Raw genomic sequence first — 18,489 nt, 5'->3', positions numbered from 1 at the left:
ATATAGGTTTTAAAACAGTAGTAATAGTAGTAGGGCTTGTGGATTAGGGGATAACTCAAAATTAAGTAATAATGTCGTCGTTTAAAGACTGTGGATAACTTGTGCACACTGTGTATTACTTTTGCACATTATCCACAATTCTCAAAAATTGTTCCCTCACGTTATTCCTCAAATAAACTACAATAAAACTGTTATAGTACAGATTTTTTTACTGATTTCTTATTTCTTTTTCTAAGTTTTCAACTTCTTGTTTAAAAGTTGGATCATTTTGTATATCTTTTACAATTTTTTCGTGTGCATGAATAACAGTAGTATGGTCACGTCCGCCAAATTCTTCTCCAATTTTAGGAAGTGAAAAATCTGTTAGTTCACGAGAAAGATACATTGCAATTTGTCTAGGATAGGCAATTGATTTTGTACGTTTTTTAGCACTAAAGTCTTCAATTTTTACACTATAATATTGACCGACAATTTTTTGAATGTCTTGTATAGTGATCTTTTTGGATTTAGGCGCTTGAATAATATCTTTCAACGCTGCGGCTGTTAATTCAGTAGTAATAGGTTGTCCTTGTAATTTCGAAAATGCTAATACACGAGTTAATGCGCCTTCAAGTTCACGGATATTTGACTGAATCTGATTTGCTATATAGGTAAGCGCTTCAGTCGGGATATCTAAGTTTTCTTCACCGATTTTTTTCTGTAAAATTGCCATTCTTGTTTCATAATCAGGTGGCGTGATATCAACGATTAAGCCCCATTCAAAACGCGAACGTAATCTATCTTCAAGTTTAGCAATTTCTTTAGGTGGTCTATCACTAGAAATAACAATTTGTTTATTTGCTTGATGTAATTCGTTAAACGTATGGAAGAATTCTTCTTGTGTTTGCTCTTTATTTTGAATAAATTGGATATCATCAATAAGAAGTACATCAATATTACGGTATTTTTCTCTAAAGCGTTCAGTTTTATTGTCTCTAATAGATTTAATAAATTCATTGGTAAATTTTTCACTTGAAGTATAAATAACTTTAGCATCAGGATTATTTGCTAATACATAATGTCCAATTGCATGCATCAAATGAGTTTTACCTAAACCAACGCCACCATAGATAAATAATGGATTGTATGCTTGGGCAGGTGCTTCAGCAACTGCAAGACTTGCTGCGTGAGGAAATCTGTTTCCAGGACCAATAACAAATGTTTCAAATGTATTATGCGTATTGAACTGTTCTCCGCCAATAGCGGCTTCATCTACGCCAGGTGTATATTCTTTTTTGAATTGCTCCGTCTTATTAGTTTCTTGGCTTTTACTTGGATTTAAATTTTCTAATTCATCTTCTGTATAGAAAACAGGCATGATCTCATGACCAATTGCCTCGTATAAGGCACTTTGAACAATTTCAACGTAATTCGATTTTAACCAATTAGCAACAAAAGGATCATCTATAACTACAATGGCTTCATTGTTCTGTAGTTGATAAAGTTTTGTATCTTTAAGAAAAGTTTGATAGCTAGGATAACTAACTTTTTCTTGAGCTAAGGTTAGAACTCTTTCCCAAATTTCTTTTTCCGACATAATAACTAACTCCAACTTTCGTAAATTTTAAAAGTTATACACAAAAGTAACAAGTGTAATTAAAAAGAATCACAGCCTGTTGATAATTATCCACAAGTTACACACAATCAGTGGATAACTAATTTAGTTCTATGATTTATACACAGACTTTTACAATATAATTTAATAAACTAAACCCTGTATCTATCAATATCTACATGACTTATCCACACAATTATACTTTTTAACATTAACCTCTGTCAAATGGGTGTGAATATGTTGCTAAATCATGTGGAATCCTGTGAATAACATATAATTTATCCACAAATATGTAATGTTATACTGTGTATAAGTGGATAACTTTAAGGAATAAACAGTATATCAAATTTTGAGCACTTTGTGGGCTTGGGAAATAATTTATAAAACATGTATGAAAAATGTATAACGGAAATTATGTACAGGTGGTTATGTTCAGAAGAGGGCTATGATACAATTTAACGACAATATAGAGTGTTAGTTATTATGTTTCTTCAATATAAATAGTTAAAGAAATAGTATTATTGCTCTGCGGTCATTTTACAAGAGAGACTTAAATTGATACTTGCTTTATAAAATATATTTTGTTATATTGTAGTAGTTGCTTGAATTATGACTAGAAATTAATAACAGTTAAATCAAGACTTAAGGCAGAAACGTATATTAATTTATCTATTATAATAGTATAGAACCGAATAAAGATGGAGGTGTTTTTGCATGGTAAAACGTACTTATCAACCAAATAAACGTAAACATAGTAAAGTTCATGGTTTCAGAAAACGCATGAGCACAAAAAATGGTCGTAAAGTCTTGGCGCGTCGTCGTCGTAAAGGCCGTAAAGTATTATCAGCATAAGATCACTGACTCATCAGTGGTCTTTTTTTTGGTTTTAATTTAGCAAAATGGCTAAAGGTTATGTTAGTTTTAATTGCTATTTTAGGACAATGATGGATATAGATATAACATATAAAACTATCAATATATGTAATGAATAGATAAGTGAGTGATGTTTGGTGGAGAAAGCGTACCGAATTAAAAAGAATAGTGATTTTCAATTTATTTATAAAAAAGGGAAATCAGTAGCTAATAAGCAGTTTGTGGTATATACAAAAGCTAATAAAAATTTAGAACATTTTCGACTAGGTATTAGTGTTTCTAAAAAATTGGGTAATGCGGTTGTTAGAAATCGAATTAAACGAGCGATTAGAGAAAATTTTAAAGTTCATAAAGAAGATATCATACCAATGGAAATTATTGTAATTGCAAGGCAACCAGCAAAACACATGGATACTTTACAAATACAAGCAAGCCTAGAACATGTTTTGAAAATAGCGAAAGTTTTTAATAAACGCATTTGAGTAGGGCAGGGGAGGCTAGAAATAAGACGTAAGTTAGTCTAACCTCAGACAAACCTAAGCCTTACCTTTGGGTGTGTTTTTAAATTTTCAAAACAATATGTTCGCTTTTTAATAGGAAAATCTTTAAAATATTATAATGATAAAAAATGAGTTCAAAAAGGAGGCGAGATGGATGATGGATTTAGATACGATAACGAGTATATCCACGCCAATGGGCGAAGGTGCGATAGGTATCGTGCGTTTATCCGGTGTTGATTCAGTAGAAATTGCAGATAAGTTATTTAAGGGTAAAGTAAAGCTTGAAGATGTGGCATCTCATACCATTAATTATGGTCATATAATTGATCCTGAATCAAATGAAGTAGTAGAAGAAGTTATGGTCAGTGTATTAAGAGCACCAAAAACTTTTACAAGAGAAGATATTGTTGAAATAAATTGTCATGGTGGTATTTTGACAATAAATAGGATATTAGAATTAACAATGACTTATGGTGCTCGTATGGCAGAACCTGGTGAATATACGAAACGCGCATTTTTAAATGGTCGTATTGATTTATCTCAAGCTGAAGCAGTTATGGATTTTATTCGTTCTAAGACCGATCGTGCATCTAAAGTTGCAATGAATCAAATAGAAGGTCGTTTAAGTGATATGATTAAACGACAGCGACAATCCATTCTCGAAATCCTTGCACAAGTCGAAGTTAACATAGATTATCCTGAATATGATGATGTTGAAGATGCGACAACTGAAGTGTTATTAGATAAATCTAATAAAATCAAAACTGAAATTAATAAATTACTTGATACAGGTACCCAAGGTAAGATTATGAGAGAGGGCTTAGCTACAGTAATAGTTGGTAAACCCAATGTCGGTAAATCATCTATGCTCAATAATCTTATTCAAGATAACAAAGCTATAGTGACCGAAGTACCTGGAACAACAAGAGATACATTAGAAGAATACGTTAATGTAAGAGGCGTACCATTAAGGCTTGTAGATACAGCAGGTATACGTGAGACAGAAGATATTGTAGAGCGTATCGGTGTAGAGCGTTCTAGAAAAGCGCTTGGTGAAGCAGATTTAATCTTATTTGTACTTAATTATAATGAGCGATTAACTGAAGAAGACCGCAAATTATACGAAGTTATTAAAAATGAAGATGCCATTGTCATCGTAAATAAGATGGACTTAGACAAACAATTGAATTTAGATGAAGTTAAAGAAATGATTGGCGATATGCCATTGATACAAACGTCTATGTTAAAACAAGAAGGTATCGATCAATTAGAAATTCAAATCAGAGATTTATTCTTTGGTGGCGATGTTCAAAATCAAGATATGACATATGTATCGAATTCAAGGCATATCTCGTTACTAAAACAGGCAAGAAATACAATTCAAGATGCTATAGACGCAGCAGAAGCAGGTATACCAATGGATATGATACAAATAGACTTAACGAGAACTTGGGAAATTTTAGGCGAAATTATCGGAGAATCCGCAAGTGACGAATTGATTGACCAGTTATTTAGTCAATTCTGCTTAGGAAAATAATAAGGAGGAAATAATTATGGCTCAAGAATATGATGTAATAGTAATAGGAGCCGGGCATGCTGGTATTGAAGCAGGGCTTGCTTCAGCGAGACGTGGTGCTAAAACGTTAATGTTAACAATTAACCTAGATAACATCGCGTTTATGCCATGTAACCCATCAGTTGGTGGCCCAGCAAAAGGTATTGTTGTACGTGAAATTGACGCATTAGGCGGTCAAATGGCCAAGACAATTGATAAAACACACATTCAAATGCGTATGTTAAACACTGGTAAAGGTCCAGCGGTTAGAGCGTTACGTGCTCAAGCTGATAAAGTCTTATATCAACAAGAAATGAAGAAAGTAATTGAAGATGAAGACAACCTTGATATTATGCAAGGCATGGTAGACGACTTAATTATTGAAGACGATGTGATTAAAGGTGTACGTACTAATATTGGAACAGAATACTGGTCAGAGGCAGTAATCATTACAACAGGTACGTTCTTACGTGGCGAAATTATACTAGGAAACATGAAGTATTCTAGTGGTCCAAACCACCAATTACCATCTATTTCACTTGCTGATAACTTAAGAGGTCTGGGATTTGATGTAGTTAGATTCAAAACAGGAACACCTCCACGTGTTAATGCAAAAACAATTGATTACTCTAAAACAGAAATTCAACCAGGCGATGATGTTGGTAGAGCATTTAGTTTTGAGACAACAGAGTATATTTTAGATCAATTACCATGTTGGTTAACATATACAAATGGTGATACACATCAAGTGATTGATGACAACCTACATTTATCAGCTATGTACTCTGGTATGATTAAAGGTACTGGACCAAGATACTGTCCTTCAATTGAAGATAAGTTTGTTCGTTTCAATGATAAACCACGTCATCAGTTATTCTTAGAACCAGAAGGTAGAAATACAAATGAAGTTTATGTTCAAGGTTTATCAACAAGTTTACCAGAACATGTACAACGTCAAATGTTAGAAACTATTCCTGGCTTAGAAAAAGCGGACATGATGCGTGCTGGTTACGCAATTGAATATGATGCGTTAGTACCTACACAATTATGGCCAACACTTGAAACTAAAAAAATAAAAAACTTATATACAGCTGGTCAAATTAATGGGACTTCTGGTTATGAAGAAGCGGCCGGCCAAGGTATTATGGCAGGTATTAATGCAGCAGCTAGAGTCCAAGGTAAAGAAGAAGTCATCTTAAGTCGTTCTGATGCTTATATCGGTGTACTTATAGACGATCTTATTACTAAAGGTACGAACGAACCTTATCGTTTATTAACTTCTCGTGCAGAATATCGCTTACTATTAAGACATGACAATGCTGATTTACGTTTAACAGATTTAGGTTATGAATTAGGTATGGTTTCTGAAGAACGTTATGCACGCTTCAATGAAAAACGCGACATGATTAAAGCAGAACAAGAACGTCTACAGGGCATTCGTGTTAAACCAAATGAACGTGTACAAGCAATTATTGAAGCACAAGGCGGTTCACGTCTAAAAGATGGCATATTAGCTTTAGAATTACTACGCCGTCCAGAAATGACTTATGATTTAATCCTTGAAATCTTGGATGAAGCACATCAATTACCGTCAGATGTTGAAGAACAAGTTGAAATTCAAACAAAATATGAAGGTTATATCAATAAGTCATTACAACAAGTTGAAAAAGTTAAACGTATGGAAGAGAAGAAAATTCCAGAGGATTTAGATTATAGCAAAGTAGATAGTTTAGCTACGGAAGCAAGAGAAAAATTAGCAGAAGTTAAGCCTTTAAATATTGCACAAGCTTCTCGTATTTCAGGTGTGAATCCAGCTGATATTTCAATCTTACTTGTATTTCTTGAACAAGGTAAAATTCAAAGGGTGAATAATTAAAATGAGTGAAACATGGTTAACTAAGCAACTCAGTACACATGGAATTGAACTTTCAGACAAACAACAACAACAGTTTCAAACGTATTATCAAATGCTTGTAGAGTGGAACGAAAAAATGAATCTAACAAGCATTACAGAGGAACATGAAGTATATTTGAAACATTTTTATGATTCAATTGCGGCAAGTTTTTATACGGATTTAACTAAAGAATTAACAATATGTGACATAGGTGCTGGTGCTGGTTTTCCTAGCATTCCTTTAAAAATTATTTTTCCAAATTTAAAAGTTACGATTGTAGATTCATTGAATAAGCGAATACATTTTTTAAATCAATTGGCAGATGCTTTAGATTTAGAGAATGTTAGTTTTGTACATGACCGTGCTGAAACGTATGGCAAGGGAGACTACAGGGAGTCTTATGATATTGTGACTGCTCGTGCCGTTGCGAGACTCTCAGTATTAAGTGAATTGTGTATTCCATTAGTTAAAAAAGGTGGGCAATTTATTGCTTTAAAATCTTCTAAAGGTGAAGAAGAATTGGAAGAAGCACGTTTTGGTATAGGTGTCCTAGGTGGTAAAGTTTTGGATACCATTTCATACGAATTACCTGAAAACGCAGGTGAAAGACAGATGATTATCATTGATAAAAGAAGCCAAACACCTAAGAAATATCCAAGAAAACCAGGAACACCGAATAAGTCACCGTTACTTGAAAAATAGAAAGAATTCAATTCAATACAATTAGTTTAGAGGGAGCGCATAATAAATGAAGAAACCTTTTTCTAAATTATTTGGTTTAAAGAACAAAGATGACATTGTTGGTTATATTGAAGAGGATCATAATAACGTTGAATCTATTCATACCGAACGCATTGTGCCAAACCGTTATCAACCAAGACAAGTATTTGAGCCAAATAAGATTAAAGAACTTGCAGAATCTATAGAAGAACATGGTTTGCTACAACCGATTGTAGTACGCCCAATTGAAGAAGATATGTTTGAAATTATCGCTGGTGAGCGTAGATTCAGAGCCCTACAAACACTCAATAAAACACATGCCGATGTGATTATCAGATATTTAGATGATGAAGAAACAGCTGTAGTAGCATTAATTGAAAATATTCAACGTGAAAATCTATCTGTCATAGAAGAAGCGGAAGCATATAAAAAGCTTTTAGATATTGGTGATACTACACAAAGTGAATTAGCTAAAAGTGTTGGTAAAAGCCAAAGTTTTATAGCAAATAAATTAAGACTATTAAAACTAGCGCCTAAAGTAATAGAGCGTCTACGTGAAGGTAAGATTACAGAGCGTCATGCACGTGCAATGTTAAGTTTATCAGAAGAAGATCAAGTTGACTTGGTTGAAACAGTTATTAGCCAAAAACTAAATGTTAAACAAACAGAAACACGAGTTAAGCAAAAGCTTGGCCCTGAAAAGGTGAAAGCTCGTAGGTTTGAGTTCGAAAAAGATTTAACTGATGCGCGAGAAGCAGTTGGTCAAAGTTTAGAATCCATTGAAAAAAGTGGTATTAAATTTGAACATCAAGCTAAAGATCACGATGATTACTATGAAATTAAAATTAAATTATATAAATATTAGAGTTGAAAAGGCCGAGACAATGGATGTCTCGGCCTTTAACTATTTATTGAGTAGCTTTAATTTAACAACAATAGCATTTTAGTATAATCAAAAACTAGAAGCCCTGTTACCTTCGCTGAATGCTCTAAAAATTAGAGGGAATTAAGTGAACGTTTATTGTACTTAATATAATAATATTACCAATTCCTATGAATTAAATTAGAATAAAAAAACAGCAGAATATTGTGGAAAATTACTATTTATGATTAAATTAAGAAAACGCTTTCACGTTATCTTAAGGGGGAATGGTAACATGATTACATTTATAGTTTCTATTATTATACTTATTATTGGGTATTTCACTTATGGGAAATATATCGATAAAATGTTCGGAACAAAAGAAGAACGACCTACGCCAGCTTATCATCAAAGGGATAACGTAGATTATTTACCTATGAAGACATCGTCTAATTCACTCATCCAATTATTGAATATTGCAGGAGTTGGTCCTATATTTGGTCCAATTATGGGAGCGTTATATGGTCCAGTAGCATTTATTTGGATTGTGTTTGGTTGTATATTTGCAGGCGCTGTGCATGATTATTTAACTGGAATGATTTCTATAAGAAACAAAGGGGCGCATTTACCCGAGCTTGCAGGTAAATTTTTAGGACAAGTTATGAAACATTTTGTTAATATATTTTCAATTTTATTATTGTTGTTAACAGGTACAGTTTTTGTAACAAGTCCAGCCCTACTCCTACATAATTTATTGGACGGCCGCATTGCTCTAGGTATTATTATATTTGTTATTTTTATATATTATGTACTATCCACAATCTTACCAATAGATAAAATAATTGGTCGTATATATCCAATATTCGGTGCTTTACTCTTAGTAAGCGCAGTAGGCATTGGATTCCGTCTTATTCAAACAGGTGCTCCTATTCCAGAGTTAAGTTTAAAGAATATGCACCCTGATGGCGCATCTATTTTTCCATTATTATTCTTTACCATTACTTGTGGGGCATTATCTGGTTTTCATGCGACTCAAACACCGATTATTTCAAGAACAACTAATAAAGAAAAGAATGGTCGTTTCATTTTTTACGGTATGATGATTGCAGAAGGTATTATTGCAATGATATGGGCAGCAGCTGGAATGAGTCTATTTAATGGCTATAATGGCTTAAATGATGTGTTAGCGCGTGGTGAAGCAGCATTGGTAGTTAGTCAAGCTTCGCATCTATTATTAGGTTCTGTCTTCGGTACAATTGCTGTATTAGGTGTTATCATATTACCGATAACAAGTGGTGATACATCTTTCCGTAGTGCAAGAATGATTATTGCAGATTATTTGAATTATGGACAGCGCAGTATTGTAAAAAGAATTATAGTTGCTGCACCATTATTTGTTATAAGTTTCGGGTTAACACAAGTTGACTTCACAGTTTTATGGCGATATTTCTCTTGGGCTAACCAAACCACTGCTGTAGTGGCATTATGGGTGGGCGCCATGTATTTATTAATAGCGAAAAAGAATTTTTGGGTTGCAGCGATACCAGCTGTATTTATGACTTGGAATATATTCACCTATATTTTAAGTCAGAAAATTGGTTTAGGTTTAGACCTTAATTTAAGTTATATAATCGCGTTAGTGTTGACCATATTATGGGTTGCTTACTTTAGTTATCAATATAAGAAAATTACTGCCGGCGCTCAATTTGAATTAGATCATCCTATCCCATATCAACAACAACAAGTAACGTAATATAAATCAATAAAATGTATTTAATAAAGCTAACACTTTATTAAAAAGTTAATACCAAAGCATTATAATTATTTATAGAAAAAGCGAGCATATAAATTTTTAATTTTGCATTCTCGCTTTTTCTAATATCCAACTATTTATAAACAATTATCTATTTTATAAAAGATTTGCAAAACGCCTTGCTATATTTCATTTTTGAATATAATATAATGATGATATTTTATAATTCATATATCAAAATTATATAAAGTCAGGAGTGATTCAATGCTTCAATTTTTGAAACCGGCAAAACACATAGAACCATTGCCAAAGAATCAAGTTGATAATACTTATAAGAAACTACGTTTTCAAGTGTTTTTAGGTATCTTCATAGGCTATGCAGGTTATTATTTATTACGGAAAAACTTTTCATTAGCAATGCCATCATTAATCGAGGACGGCTTCAGTAAAGGTGAACTTGGTATTGCACTTTCAGCCATTTCGATTGCTTATGGTTTTAGTAAGTTTGTAATGGGCACCATTAGTGATCGTAGTAATGCTCGAATATTTTTAACTTTAGGTTTAATACTAACGGCGATTGTGAATTTATTACTTGGTTTTGTGCCTTTCTTTACATCTAGTATTACAATTATGTTTGTATTACTATTTTTAAATGGATGGTTCCAAGGTATGGGATGGCCACCTTCAGGTCGTGTTCTTGTCCATTGGTATAGTGTCAGTGAACGTGGTAGTAAGACTTCAATATGGAATGTAGCTCATAATGTTGGTGGCGGGTTAATGGCTCCTATAGCGACATGGGGTATTTCCATGACAGCACTATATAATTTTGGTTACTTAAAAGGTTTTGAAGGCGTATTTATTTATCCAGCAATATTAGCTATCATTATTGCGATTATTTCATACTGTTTAATTAGAGATACACCTCAATCACAAGGTTTGCCACCAATTGAACATTATAATAATGATTATTCCACATCATCTAAGCAAACATTCGAAACAGAATTAACTACGAAAGAAATTTTATTCAAATATGTTCTGAATAATAAATGGGTTTGGGCAATTGCTTTTGCTAATATATTTGTCTATTTTGTACGTTATGGTGTGTTAGATTGGGCGCCTACATATTTAAGTGAAGAGAAACAGTTTAACCTAAGTGAGTCCGGTTGGGCTTACTTCCTATATGAATGGGCGGGTATCCCAGGCACATTATTATGTGGTTATTTATCTGATAAATTATTTAAGGGACGCCGTGGCCCAGCAGGGTTCTTCTTTATGTTAGGTGTAACAATATTTGTACTTATATATTGGTTAAATCCTCCAGGCAATGCTTGGTTAGATAATGTCTCACTTGTTGCCATTGGATTCCTTATATATGGACCTGTGATGTTAATTGGCTTACAAGCTTTGGATTATGTTCCTAAGAAAGCAGCAGGAACTGCAGCAGGTTTAACAGGCTTGTTTGGTTATTTATTTGGAGCTGTGATGGCTAATATCGTATTAGGTTTTGTAGTGCAACATTTTGGTTGGGATATTGGTTTTGTATTATTGACAGTGATTAGTATATTAGCAATGCTCAGTTTCTTACTTACTTGGAATAAACGTGGTCAAGAAGAACTACATTAATTGAGTTAGCTATATCAATAATTTAATTGTATAGATGTGAATGGATTTTAAATTAATGAATGCAGTTATCAAAATTTAAAAGTTAAACGATTACTTAATATGAAAATATATGATTATCATGAGGACGGAGATATGAAACTATACTAGTTTCAATCTCGTCCTTTTTTGTCGTTCCGTCTAGAGGTAGGTTTAAAAAAGTTGTTATAGTAGGATGTAAAAGTATTTAGACAAAGAAAATTATGCAGATATTAAAGAACTTTGATAGTCTAATAATGTGTTTTATCTTAATCTCTAATAGAAGGAGCAAAAGCAATGAACTTAGGTTATCAAATCAAATATTTCCGTCGCCGTGACCAACTCTCTCAAGAAGATTTAGCTAATAAATTATATGTTTCACGACAAACAATATCAAACTGGGAAAATGATAAGAGTTATCCTGACGTGCATAATTTATTAATGCTTAGTTCATTGTTCGATGTTTCTTTAGATGCTTTAGTTAAAGGAGATGTAGAGATTATGGAACAAAAATTGAAAAAAGCCCGGTTTAACTTGTGGACACATTTAATGATATGGCCAATGCTAATGGCTTCAATTTTAATTGGCCCAGCTCTTTATTATTGGGAATCAATAGGAATTATAATTGAAGTTATATTATTAGGTATCGGTATGTTTTCTTCTATTAAATTAGATATTATGAAGAAATCTTACAATATACAAACTTATGACCGTATCGTCGCATTTATGAAAGGTAACGACCCAAATGAAATCAAGACTACTAAACTAAGAAATATAGCCACATTTTTGTATAGCTTTATATTATTTGTAGGTGTATTTTTAATAATTTTACTAATAAGTATCTATATTTTTAAATGATAAGTAATAAAATAATATTGGTTTTAAAAATGTAAAAGTTATAAATTAATAATTTCATTTCTTTAATATAATTACATAATTAAAAAGGTTTTCAAGACGTTGTAGCACGTGGCGTTGTTGCTTTATACCATTGATAACAAAGAATAATAATTAATACTAAATCAACAATATCACCACCATAATACATCCATATGCTTCCCGCTTCTGCTTCTGGTCTAGGTACGCCGGATGTTGGGAAAGCATAAATATATTTAGATAAAATTTTATGGGCTGCTAGAGCTATAATCAATATCAAAGAACGATATAAGTGACTATATTGATGAGGCGTTATATCTAAATAAATAATAGAAATAGTGAATAGATAACCTGCCAAAAATACATGCAAGTGCACAAATGCATAGAGAAATATAGATTGATGCATTAAATGAAAAAGCGGTGTGGTATAAAGTAACCATAACCCACCAATATTGAGTGTAGTAGCTGTAATAGGATGAGTTAAAAATTTTAATAAGCGGCTTTTTAATATAGATGTAAGGCTTCTGGCAGTTGGCACGTTCAGTGATCGTAGTAACAGTGTCATAGGCTTAGCAAGTGCTAAGAGAAGCGGACTGAGCATACCGAGTAATAGGTGTCCAATCATATGACCAATAAAGCTCATGTGAGCATAAGATGCTAACGGTCCTGCCAAAGCAGTACCTATACAAAAAATACCTAAACTCCAAAAGACATAACGATGCCATGGCCATTTGCTAAATTTTTTATTAGTTATTATTGCAGCAAAGAAATAGAGAAGAAAAAATAAAACTAAAAAACACACGGTAAGCACTTCAAAATAAATAATTTCTGGTTGTAGGTGATTATGCATATTTTATCCTCTTTTTCTTCTTATATATTTTTGAGTTTGTATAAAGACAATAAACCCAACAATTAGAATAATAACAGCAATGGCATTCCAAACTATATCGTAAGGGAGTACATTAACTTCGTAACGAATCTGATGTATTTGAAATATTTTATGTTGGATAAGGCCGTCATATAATTGGAAGAATCCAAGACCTAACAACATACCGCTCACCCATCTTTTTACCCAAAATGAATTTCTTCTTTTAATATCTGCTAATAAAAATAGACTGGCAACCGTTGCAAACCAACTAAACGCATGAAACAACCCATCTGATACCAAGCCTATAGCCATAGATGATTTGTCATAAAAATGATGCCAAGCTAAAAGCTGATGAAACACTACTTCATCAATAAAAGCTGCAACGCCTAGGCCAAATAGAATACCGGACCATAAGTTACGCTGTGGATGAGCAATTAACTGTTTCATATTTTAACACGCCTTTCTAAATATTATTTATTTTCAATAATTATCAACTCCCCTGTTTTTATGTTAATAAACATCACGTATTGTTTTATTAAATTCTAATTATATTCGATACCAAAAAAATAAATTTTCTTTATATTTTGAAGTTAAATTTACTTAAAAAGGGAAAAGACGTAGGAAAATAGAGAATTTGTTACTCGAAGAATTATTTAATTAATAAATTTTAATAGCTGAAATTTTCTAATATGGGGGGGACAATTATGGGAGAAACTTTTTTTACGCTTTTTTCTTGTGCTGGTTTTATGGCGTTTGTTGCTTGGTATGCTTATCATAAAACTAAAAATAAAGTAAATGACTCAACGGGATATTTTTTAGCAGGACGAGGATTAACAGGTAGCTTTATAGCAGGCTCTTTAGTATTGACAAACTTATCTGCAGAACAATTAATTGGTTTAAATGGTCAAGCGTATAGTGCTAATTTAACTAATATGGCTTGGGAAGTCACAGCAGGTTTTTCTGTTATTATTTTAGCGCTTGTACTTTTACCACGTTATTTAAAAGGCGCGTTTACAACATTACCAGAGTTTTTAAATGACAGATTTGATCAAGGGACAAGATTGCTTGTTGTGTTATTATTTATGCTTGGCTATGGACTTATTACGATTCCATCAGTTCTATATTCAGGAGCTATAGCCGTATTACAGGTGTTTGATATACCTAATATGTTAGGTATTACATTTGAGCAAGCTATGTGGTTGTCAGTTTGGACGATAGGCATTATAGGTTCTATTTATGCTATATTTGGAGGCTTACGCGCGGTCGCTATTTCAGATACCATCAATGGCATTGGTTTATTGATTGTTGGCCTAATTGTACCTATATTAGGTTTTATAGCATTAGGAAATGGTGATTTTTTTATAGGTATAAAAACAGTAGTGACAGAACATCCAGAAAAACTAAATTCTATTGGATCTAGCAAAGATGGTGTACCTTTTGGAACGATATTTACTGGCATGCTATTCGCTAATTTGTTTTATTGGGGCACTAATCAATATGTTATTCAACGAACGTTAGGTGCTAAAAGTCTTGCTGAAGGTCAAAAAGGCGCCTTGTTTACAGGTTTTTTAAAAATACTAGTCCCATTTTTAATGATGATTCCTGGTATAATAGCCTATCATCTCTATGGCCCTAAGTTAAAAACTATGGATTTAGCTTATCCAGCACTAATCAATGATGTTTTCCCTACGTTTTTAAATGGGTTCTTTTTAGCTGTATTATTAGGAGCAGTTTTTTCTAGTTTCAATTCATTGTTAAACAGTGCTGCAACAATGTTCTGTTACGATATTTATAAAGTTGTGCTGAATAAAAAAGCAAATGACCAAGAAATGATAAGAGTGAGCCAATGGTTTGGCGTTATATTGTCTTTATTGACCTTCTTTATTTCTCCATTATTACTGTATGCTCCAGATGGTTTGTGGACGATTATTAGAGAATTTACAGGCTTTTTTAATATACCAATTATAGTAATTGTGTTAGTGGGTATATTTTCAAAAACTGTTCCAGCAGTTGGAGCTAAAATCGTTATTATCTCGCATGTGGTGATTTATTATATGTTAATGTGGGGCTTACCAACAATTTTTAATGTAATGATACCTATTAACTTTATTCATATTCAAGGTCTACTTTTCTTAATAGAAGTACTATTTTTATTGATTTTAGGCAAAATAAGACCGTTAAAGATTCCTTTTACTTTCCAAGACAAAGCTGTTGTTAATTTAACACCATGGAAATACGCGTTGCCAGTTTCAATTTGTTTATTAGGAAGTATTGTTTTTACATTTGGTCTATTTTCTAAAATTGGTTTAGCTGTAGAAGACAGTATTGTATCTGTATGGTTTTGGCCATTTACTATAGTATTAATTATTTGTACGACGCTATTATCATTTATTGCGGTTAAAAGCTGGAAGAAAAAGTATTCATATAAATAAAAGCGATACCCAATTAAAATAATCTATTTATCTGTTCATACAACTTATCTTTATTCATGCTTAATAAAAAGAAAAGCTTAAGACATAAGTCCTCATTTTCAAAATAAAAACTAATGTGTATTAAAAATGGATTAGTCCTTTTTATATAAAAATCTTATGTTTTTGACCGTACATGCTTGCTTGCGATGTGGTTCGATTCGTATTCTTTCACTCATAATATCCCCCGGGTATCAGCGCGTTACAAAATCGTTCACGACTAGGTTTTAAAAGATATGCTTAGCGAAATAAAAGATAAGGACTCAAAAGAAATTTTGAGTTATATGATTTCAATGATTATTTAAATTGTTCATTGGGAAATCAATGCTTGAAATTTTATCCGAAAACAAACAAAAAATGAATGAAGAATTATAATTGGAAATACTTCAAATCTCAAGTTAATCGATAGCTTTGCTTTTAATTTCTATTGAATGAGCAACTCTGCGCATAAAAAAATACCTCCGTATTATTCATTTAAAATGTATAATACGGAGGCGTTTTAATTTTAGTCTCACTAATTGGGATCAGTTCATATATAAGCTCAATAGAAATTGATGTTTATACCATAGTCAGAGATTTTTTCATAGCTAATCTTAGTATGATTTTATTATTTAATTTCTGTGAGGGCAGTGTATTAGGCTACTATTCGTCTTGTAAAAAAGCATTATAAATTTTTTTGGTTTTATGTTCAATATCTTTTTCGCAGTAATACCAAGTTTTACATTTATAGTTATCGCCCTTCACACGTCCTTTGGCATCTTTAACATTAGAAGGAGGTAAGGCTAACACTTTGTCTCCTGGTTGCCAATTTTCAGGGGTGATTGCATCATTTTCATCGGATGTTTTTATTGCTTTTACCATACGTATGATTTCCTTTACATTGCGTCCTATAGCTGCAGGGTAATACATAATTGAACGTACAACTAAATTATCATCAATAATCAATACTGCACGAGTAGCTGATTGGTTGTCATCTTCTTTAGATAATATCCCATAATTTTTTGAAATCTGTTTACTTGAGTCAGCAATAAGTGGAAACTCTATATTTGTATTAAAAGATGATTCTATACTTGTTAACCAAGCTATATGTGAAGCAATACTATCCACACTTAAACCTACAACAGATATTTGTAAATCTTTAAGTTCCTCATAATTTTCTTGTAATGTTATAAACTCAGAAGTGGATACCGGAGAAAAGTCAGAAGGGTATGCAAATAATAGCATCCATTGCCCTTTATAGTCGTCTAAAGTTATGTCTCCTTGAGTAGACAGTCCTTTAAAATGGGGCGCTTGTTGACCAATACTAGGTAAGTTGTTTATATCGTAACTTGTTTCATTTTCAAAACTCATAACACTAACCTCATTTCGATTCAAATTGTAAAAAACGTAGGTGATTTTGGGACCACTTGAAGAGGGGCTAAAGCTTTATATTTTAGCCTGTATTTTAGTAATATTTAAACTGATCAAGGAATCATTTTCACTTTCTGAAACATTGAATTCAGTTATGAAATAAGATTTATTTCTGGCAAATTTATATTTCACAATATACTTGTTTCCTCTCTTAAAATACTCATAGGAATAAAGTGGAGAAACTAAACGAGACAGTTTTTCCAAATATCTTTCTTTTACATATCTATTAATACTTATATAATTTCTGTTTATATATAATTTTTTTCTTAATTTGGAGAGCTCTTTAGGTCCTAATAAATTGCAAAACAATTGGGAATTTTTTTCGTTAATACTGAGAATAAAATTTTCTATGCAATCTTCTATTTTCATAGAATCACCTCTAAATATTTAATAGTTTAACTCTCAAAAATTATTTGGATTACGCGATTGTAGGCAAGTATAAGTAATTTTAAAAAAGAGTCACAAAATGTTTGCGACTCTTAAGGATTAATAAATTAATAGCTAATTATTATCTTGTTCCTTAGATATTTCGCTTACTGTTTGTCCAATCCATTGTGTAGCATTTTCTACACCTAAGTCACCTAAAGTTACTATGCCTTGTATTTTATAATCGTCTACTACTAGTAAACGGTATATACGATGCTCTTTCATTAATGATACTGCTTCTTTAATAGTCATCTCAGAATTAGCAGTTACAATATTTGTCGTCATGATGTCTCCAGCTTTTGTTTGATTGTTTGCTAGTCCTTTCACAACTATATCTCTATCTGTTATGACGCCGACATAATTAGTGTGTTGAAGTATTGGTAAAAAACCGACTGCTGTTTCGGCCATTTTTTCCGCTATAGATGTTAAATTTTCCTCTACGTCAGAAGTAACGATTTCACGTGTTAAACAATCTTTTAATTGCACCATTAATAGTTTCACTCCAATCTTAAAAGTAGATAGGTAAATAAAAAGTATTTGTATGAAAATAGTCTGGAAATTTTCTTACAAATACTTAGTCGTTAGGCTAGGTAGTAGGTGTGCTTAAATTTAATGGGGACAGTCAATGCTGAAAAAAGGGGATTCTAGGTAGTTTTTACTATAAAGAACGTAAAATTTTGTTTATTAATTATATCAATGATTAAATTGTTTAATTTATCATACGCTATATAGGTGTTTTATTACTCGTTTTATAAGAAGTATTAATCATTTTAAATTCCCTCCTTTGAGGTTTTTAAAAAAATAATATTTCACTACTTTATTAATATTCCCAACAATTATTTTATTAAACATTTAAAGTTAAGGGTGAAATAACTTACAGTATATTTATATTCAAAATTTAATAATATAGAAAATTATGAATGGTATAAAACAAGATAGCGCATTACTTTTTGGGCATCACAAGTTTCAATAATATTAGAAAGCAGAGAAATGAGTTTAACGATAAAATATAATTGTTTTAGCTAGCTTATTGGTTAATTAAAGTAATAGTAAG

16 protein-coding genes are annotated in these 18,489 nt (G+C 32.1%); 10 read left to right on the top strand and 6 right to left on the bottom strand.

From position 1 onward, the window contains the following. Window positions 1-208: 208 nt before the first annotated feature. On the bottom strand, window positions 209-1,576 hold the full coding sequence (dnaA, locus tag J5E45_RS05335; RefSeq protein ID WP_039067249.1) for a chromosomal replication initiator protein DnaA: 1,368 nt from the start codon (window positions 1,574-1,576) through the stop codon (window positions 209-211). Between the two features lie 732 nt (window positions 1,577-2,308). Between dnaA and rpmH the strand changes: the two genes are divergently transcribed. From rpmH to J5E45_RS05290, 9 genes are all read left to right on the top strand, one after another. Continuing rightward, window positions 2,309-2,446, top strand: coding sequence for a 50S ribosomal protein L34 (gene rpmH / locus J5E45_RS05330; RefSeq protein ID WP_000240855.1), 138 nt, complete (start codon window positions 2,309-2,311; stop codon window positions 2,444-2,446). A gap of 158 nt (window positions 2,447-2,604) precedes the next feature. Then, the gene (gene rnpA, locus J5E45_RS05325; protein ID WP_039067267.1) at window positions 2,605-2,949 is read left to right on the top strand and encodes a ribonuclease P protein component; all 345 of its coding nucleotides are present in this window, start codon (window positions 2,605-2,607) and stop codon (window positions 2,947-2,949) included. A 175-nt stretch (window positions 2,950-3,124) separates the two neighbouring features. Then, window positions 3,125-4,504: a tRNA uridine-5-carboxymethylaminomethyl(34) synthesis GTPase MnmE gene (mnmE, locus tag J5E45_RS05320; RefSeq protein ID WP_101050738.1), complete on the top strand. Its 1,380-nt coding sequence runs from the start codon at window positions 3,125-3,127 to the stop codon at window positions 4,502-4,504. A 16-nt stretch (window positions 4,505-4,520) separates the two neighbouring features. Further along, on the top strand, window positions 4,521-6,398 hold the full coding sequence (mnmG, locus tag J5E45_RS05315; RefSeq protein ID WP_039067244.1) for a tRNA uridine-5-carboxymethylaminomethyl(34) synthesis enzyme MnmG: 1,878 nt from the start codon (window positions 4,521-4,523) through the stop codon (window positions 6,396-6,398). A 1-nt stretch (window position 6,399) separates the two neighbouring features. Beyond that, window positions 6,400-7,119 (top strand): 16S rRNA (guanine(527)-N(7))-methyltransferase RsmG, encoded by a 720-nt coding sequence (gene rsmG / locus J5E45_RS05310; RefSeq protein WP_069793271.1) that lies wholly within the window; start codon window positions 6,400-6,402, stop codon window positions 7,117-7,119. Window positions 7,120-7,165: 46 nt separating this feature from the next. Beyond that, the gene (locus J5E45_RS05305; protein WP_039067241.1) at window positions 7,166-8,002 is read left to right on the top strand and encodes a ParB/RepB/Spo0J family partition protein; all 837 of its coding nucleotides are present in this window, start codon (window positions 7,166-7,168) and stop codon (window positions 8,000-8,002) included. A gap of 292 nt (window positions 8,003-8,294) precedes the next feature. Further along, window positions 8,295-9,752, top strand: a complete 1,458-nt coding sequence (locus J5E45_RS05300) for a carbon starvation CstA family protein (RefSeq protein WP_208181740.1) — start codon at window positions 8,295-8,297, stop codon at window positions 9,750-9,752. Between the two features lie 264 nt (window positions 9,753-10,016). Then, window positions 10,017-11,375: a glycerol-3-phosphate transporter gene (gene glpT, locus J5E45_RS05295; protein WP_208181738.1), complete on the top strand. Its 1,359-nt coding sequence runs from the start codon at window positions 10,017-10,019 to the stop codon at window positions 11,373-11,375. A 312-nt stretch (window positions 11,376-11,687) separates the two neighbouring features. Continuing rightward, window positions 11,688-12,248, top strand: coding sequence for a helix-turn-helix domain-containing protein (locus J5E45_RS05290; RefSeq protein WP_039067237.1), 561 nt, complete (start codon window positions 11,688-11,690; stop codon window positions 12,246-12,248). 91 nt (window positions 12,249-12,339) lie between these two features. Here the strand turns inward: J5E45_RS05290 and J5E45_RS05285 are convergent, their stop codons facing one another. Further along, the gene (locus J5E45_RS05285; protein WP_039067235.1) at window positions 12,340-13,113 is read right to left on the bottom strand and encodes a cytochrome c oxidase assembly protein; all 774 of its coding nucleotides are present in this window, start codon (window positions 13,111-13,113) and stop codon (window positions 12,340-12,342) included. A 3-nt stretch (window positions 13,114-13,116) separates the two neighbouring features. Then, window positions 13,117-13,578, bottom strand: a complete 462-nt coding sequence (locus J5E45_RS05280) for a DUF2243 domain-containing protein (RefSeq protein ID WP_069793267.1) — start codon at window positions 13,576-13,578, stop codon at window positions 13,117-13,119. Window positions 13,579-13,835: 257 nt separating this feature from the next. Here J5E45_RS05280 and J5E45_RS05275 point away from each other — a divergent pair, with 257 nt between their 5' ends. Further along, a complete protein-coding gene (locus tag J5E45_RS05275) occupies window positions 13,836-15,563 on the top strand; it encodes a solute:sodium symporter family transporter (protein WP_069793266.1) in 1,728 nt (575 codons plus the stop codon). A gap of 678 nt (window positions 15,564-16,241) precedes the next feature. Here J5E45_RS05275 and J5E45_RS05270 read toward each other — a convergent pair. The 3 genes from J5E45_RS05270 to J5E45_RS05260 all read right to left on the bottom strand — a co-directional run bounded on the left by J5E45_RS05270 (window position 16,242) and on the right by J5E45_RS05260 (window position 17,924). Next, a complete protein-coding gene (locus J5E45_RS05270; RefSeq protein WP_069793265.1) occupies window positions 16,242-16,949 on the bottom strand; it encodes a peroxiredoxin in 708 nt (235 codons plus the stop codon). A gap of 75 nt (window positions 16,950-17,024) precedes the next feature. Continuing rightward, window positions 17,025-17,378, bottom strand: coding sequence for a hypothetical protein (locus tag J5E45_RS05265; RefSeq protein WP_039067229.1), 354 nt, complete (start codon window positions 17,376-17,378; stop codon window positions 17,025-17,027). 132 nt (window positions 17,379-17,510) lie between these two features. After that, window positions 17,511-17,924, bottom strand: coding sequence for a CBS domain-containing protein (locus J5E45_RS05260; protein ID WP_052253406.1), 414 nt, complete (start codon window positions 17,922-17,924; stop codon window positions 17,511-17,513). Window positions 17,925-18,489 lie beyond the last annotated feature (565 nt).

It is taken from the genome of Staphylococcus shinii (assembly GCF_017583065.1).
Taxonomy (GTDB): domain Bacteria; phylum Bacillota; class Bacilli; order Staphylococcales; family Staphylococcaceae; genus Staphylococcus; species Staphylococcus shinii.
This window is presented reverse-complemented; position numbering and strand designations above follow the sequence as displayed.

Bases quoted from the DNA above. Each gene is read 5' to 3' on its own strand.
- J5E45_RS05285 (WP_039067235.1), bottom strand. From the start codon at position 13,113: ATGCATAATCACCTACAACCAGAAATTATTTATTTTGAAGTGCTTACC.
- J5E45_RS05265 (WP_039067229.1), bottom strand. From the start codon at position 17,378: ATGAAAATAGAAGATTGCATAGAAAATTTTATTCTCAGTATTAACGAA.
- J5E45_RS05275 (WP_069793266.1), top strand. From the start codon at position 13,836: ATGGGAGAAACTTTTTTTACGCTTTTTTCTTGTGCTGGTTTTATGGCG.
- J5E45_RS05300 (WP_208181740.1), top strand. From the start codon at position 8,295: ATGATTACATTTATAGTTTCTATTATTATACTTATTATTGGGTATTTC.
- J5E45_RS05270 (WP_069793265.1), bottom strand. From the start codon at position 16,949: ATGAGTTTTGAAAATGAAACAAGTTACGATATAAACAACTTACCTAGT.
- mnmE (WP_101050738.1), top strand. From the start codon at position 3,125: ATGGATTTAGATACGATAACGAGTATATCCACGCCAATGGGCGAAGGT.
- glpT (WP_208181738.1), top strand. From the start codon at position 10,017: ATGCTTCAATTTTTGAAACCGGCAAAACACATAGAACCATTGCCAAAG.
- J5E45_RS05260 (WP_052253406.1), bottom strand. From the start codon at position 17,924: ATGGTGCAATTAAAAGATTGTTTAACACGTGAAATCGTTACTTCTGAC.
- rsmG (WP_069793271.1), top strand. From the start codon at position 6,400: ATGAGTGAAACATGGTTAACTAAGCAACTCAGTACACATGGAATTGAA.
- J5E45_RS05305 (WP_039067241.1), top strand. From the start codon at position 7,166: ATGAAGAAACCTTTTTCTAAATTATTTGGTTTAAAGAACAAAGATGAC.
- J5E45_RS05280 (WP_069793267.1), bottom strand. From the start codon at position 13,578: ATGAAACAGTTAATTGCTCATCCACAGCGTAACTTATGGTCCGGTATT.
- mnmG (WP_039067244.1), top strand. From the start codon at position 4,521: ATGGCTCAAGAATATGATGTAATAGTAATAGGAGCCGGGCATGCTGGT.
- J5E45_RS05290 (WP_039067237.1), top strand. From the start codon at position 11,688: ATGAACTTAGGTTATCAAATCAAATATTTCCGTCGCCGTGACCAACTC.
- rpmH (WP_000240855.1), top strand. From the start codon at position 2,309: ATGGTAAAACGTACTTATCAACCAAATAAACGTAAACATAGTAAAGTT.
- dnaA (WP_039067249.1), bottom strand. From the start codon at position 1,576: ATGTCGGAAAAAGAAATTTGGGAAAGAGTTCTAACCTTAGCTCAAGAA.